General features: G+C 64.1%; 3 protein-coding genes. All 3 read left to right on the plus strand.

Translation table 11 applies throughout. The features are described 5' to 3' along the window. Positions 1-725, plus strand: a 725-nt coding sequence (locus tag DBR18_RS28785) for a DUF3459 domain-containing protein (protein WP_256588554.1), incomplete at its 5' end; no start/stop codon positions are given. Next, a complete protein-coding gene (gene malQ / locus DBR18_RS05435; protein WP_108589547.1) occupies positions 722-2800 on the plus strand; it encodes a 4-alpha-glucanotransferase in 2079 nt (692 codons plus the stop codon). The genes DBR18_RS28785 and malQ, both read left to right, overlap by 4 nt. Continuing rightward, positions 2797-3741: alpha-amylase family glycosyl hydrolase (locus DBR18_RS28790; RefSeq protein WP_256588555.1), on the plus strand; the 945-nt coding region annotated here is incomplete at its 3' end. The genes malQ and DBR18_RS28790, both read left to right, overlap by 4 nt.

The following is a 3741-nucleotide window of genomic DNA, read 5'->3' on the forward strand; positions in this document are numbered from 1 at the left end:
CGCGCGGCGAGCCGAGCGAGCACCTGCCTTCGACCGCGTTCATCCTGTTCCTGCAGAACCACGACCAGATCGGCAACCGTGCCTTTGGCGAGCGCCTGCACCAGTTGGCCGATCCCCGCGCTGTGCAGGCTGCGACCGTGCTGTTGCTGCTGTCGCCGATGATTCCGCTACTGTTCATGGGCGATGAATACGCCGCCGAGCAGCCGTTTCTGTTTTTCACCAGCCACCACGGCGAACTGGCCGATCTGGTACGCGAGGGCCGGCGCAATGAATTTGCCGCGTTCAGCGCCTTCACCGACCCGCACAAGCGCGAGCAGATTCCCGATCCGAATGCTGCGCAGACCTTCCACGCTTCGCAGCCGCGCCTCACCGGCAGCGGCACCGCGCAACAGCAGCAGACCCTCGCGCTGTACCGGCACCTGCTGCAGTTGCGCCATCAATACATCATTCCCAACCTGTCCGGCACCCAGGCCCTCGGCGCGCACATGCTCGGTCGTGGCGCGGTCAGTGCTCGCTGGCGTCTGGGCGATGGCAGCGAGCTGCGAATTGACCTGAACCTCAGCGACACGCCAGTGGTCAACCCTGCACAGAGCGACGCCGTGTGGCTGTTTCAGCAACCACCCGCCGTTGCCCTGTCGGAACCGGGCCAACTGCCCGCGTATTGCGCGCTTGTCAGCCTCACGGCCGCAACCCCCTTGCAACCTCTGGATGGAGAGCGCCTATGAGCGATGCGCAACTGGAAATTCTCGCAAGCCGCGCCGGCCTCGCCGTGGACTGGATCGATGCCAACGGACGTCCGCAAAAAGTCGCCCCGGCGGTGCTGCGCAATGTGCTCACCGGCCTGGGTCACCCGGCCAACACCGCACAGGAAATCGACGCCAGCCTGCTGCAACTGCAACAAGTGCAACAGGACCGTCACCTGCCGCCATTGCTGACCTGTGATGTCGGCGCCAGCGTCGATCTGGCGCGTTACTTCGAACCAGAGACACCCTGCGAAATCCACCTCGAAGACGGCTCACGCCTGAATCTTAAACTCGATGCCACTGCGAAGCTCCCCGGTTTGATCCCGGTGGGTTATCAGCAGGTGCACATCGCTGATCAGTCTTTCACCCTGGCCGTGGCGCCCGAACGCTGTTTCAGCGTCGGCGATGCGGTGGACAATCCAATCCCCCGCGTCTGGGGCCTGAGTGTGCAACTGTATGCGCTGCGCCGTGCCGGTGACGGCGGTTTCGGCGACACCCAGGCGCTGGAGGAACTGGCTCGCGTTGCTGGAGAACGGGGTGCCGATGCGCTGGCGATCAGCCCGCTGCACGCGATGTTCAGCGCCGACACCGGGCGCTACAGCCCTTATTCGCCTTCCAGCCGTCTGTTTTTGAATGCTTTGTACGCCGCACCGGGCGCCATTCTTGGCGAACGGGCCTTGCGCGATGCGATCGAGGCCAGCGGTCTGACCGACCAGTTCAAGCAACTGGAAGACTTGAAGCTGATCGACTGGCCCGCCGCTGCCGAGGCCAAACAGAAGCTGCTGCAAGCCTTGTACGACGGCTTCGTCGCGGGCGAGCATCCGCTGCACCCGGACTTCGCCAGTTTCCGCCACGCCGGTGGCGAAGCACTGGAAAACCATTGCCGCTTCGAAGCCATTCAAGAGATGCGCGCCGCCCATGGCGAAAGCCTCGACTGGCGCGAATGGCCGGAACACTGGCATGACCCGCGGGGTGCCGCCCTCGGAGCATTTGCCGAAGAGTACGCCGAGCGCATCGGCTATTTCGCCTTCTGCCAATGGCTGATCCACCGTTGCCTGGAGCGCGCGCAGACCGCCGCTCGCAGCGCCGGCATGGGCATCGGCCTGATCGCCGACCTCGCGGTCGGGGCCGATGGCGCGGGCAGCCAGGCCTGGAGTTTTCAGGACGAGTTGCTCGCCTCGCTCACCGTCGGCGCGCCACCGGACATTCTCAATCGTTCCGGTCAGGGCTGGGGCATCTCGGCGTTTTCCCCCGAAGGCCTGATCCGCAACGGCTTTCGAGCCTTCATCGACATGCTCCGCGCCAATTTCGCCCATGCCGGTGGCCTGCGCATCGATCACGTCATGGGCCTTCAACGGCTGTGGGTGATTCCCAATGGCGCGGTGCCGGCCGACGGCGCTTATCTGTATTACCCGTTCGACGACATGCTGCGCCTGCTGGCCCTGGAATCCCATCGGCATCAGGCCATCGTCCTTGGCGAAGACCTGGGTACCGTACCGGACGGCCTGCGGGAAAAGCTCAGCGCCCGAGCGATTCTGGGCATGCGCGTGCTCCTGTTCGAACAGGACAACAGTCATTTCAAACCGATACTCGACTGGCCCGACAACGCCCTCGCCACCACCAGCACCCACGATCTGCCGACACTCAACGGCTGGTGGCATGGCCGCGATATCGACTGGAACGCGCGTCTGGGGTTTGTCGATGCCAATGGTGAAATCGACTGGCGACGCCATCGCCAGCGTGAGCGTGAAGGCCTGCGCAACGCGCTGAGTCAGGACCCGCAGAACTTTCGCGAAGAATCCCACGAGGCCGATCAGGTGGTCGATGCCGCCGTGCGCTTCCTCGGTCATACCCGCGCGCCGCTGGTGCTGCTGCCGCTGGAAGATGCACTGGGCATCGACGAACAGGCCAACCTGCCGGGCACCATCGACAGTCATCCGAACTGGTCGCGGCGATTGCCCGGCAACAGCGAGGCCCTGCTCGATGGCGCGGACGCGGCGCGACGTCTGGAACTGCTGGCCTGTGCGCGCCTGCAAGCTGCCGAGCGTGACCAATGAACCAGACGCTCATCCAGCCACTGCGCGCCACCCTGCGCCTGCAATTTCACAAGGGCTTCACCCTGGAACAGGCGGTGCCACTGGTGCCGTACTTTGCCCGCCTGGGCATCAGCCACATCTATGCCTCACCGCTGCTCGCGGCCCGCGCCGGGTCGATGCATGGCTACGACGTGGTCGATCCGACGCAAGTCAACCCCGAACTCGGTGGCGAACCGGCGCTGCGGCGTCTGGTCAGCACCCTGCGCGAACACGACATGGGCCTGATCCTCGACATCGTCTCCAATCACATGGCCGTCGGTGGCGCAGACAACCCGTGGTGGCTTGACCTGCTGGAATGGGGCCGGCTGAGCCCCTACGGCGAGTTCTTCGACATCCAATGGCATTCGCCGGACCCGTTGATGGAAGGCCAGTTGCTGCTGCCGTTTCTGGGCAGCGATTATGGCGTCGCTCTGCAGGAAGGCACGCTGAAGCTGCGTTTTGATGCGCAGCGCGGCAGCTTTCATGTCGAGCACTACGACCATCACTTCCCGGTCTGCCCGACTGACTACGGCGAGCTGCTCAAACCGGTTGAGGCGCTCAAGCCCCTGGCCGATCGGTTCAGCACCCTCAGTTACCAGACCGATGCGCATTCACTGGCCATTGCGCTCAAGGAAGAACTGAAAGCGCTGGCGAGCGATCCGCAGGTACTCAAAGCCATCGATGACAGTCTGGGGCATTACGACTCCACCACTGCTGAAGGCTTCGACAGGCTGCACCAGTTGCTCGAACGCCAGAGCTACCGTCTCGCCAGTTGGCGTACAGCGGCGGACGACATCAACTGGCGGCGCTTTTTCGACATCAACGAACTCGGCGGTCTGCGAGTCGAGCGTCCGGCCGTGTTCGAGGCCACCCACGCCAAGATCTTTCAGTTGATCGCCGAAGGGCTGGTGGACGGCCTGCGC

This window comes from Pseudomonas sp. HMWF021, from assembly GCF_003061005.1.
Classification (GTDB): Bacteria; Pseudomonadota; Gammaproteobacteria; order Pseudomonadales; family Pseudomonadaceae; genus Aquipseudomonas.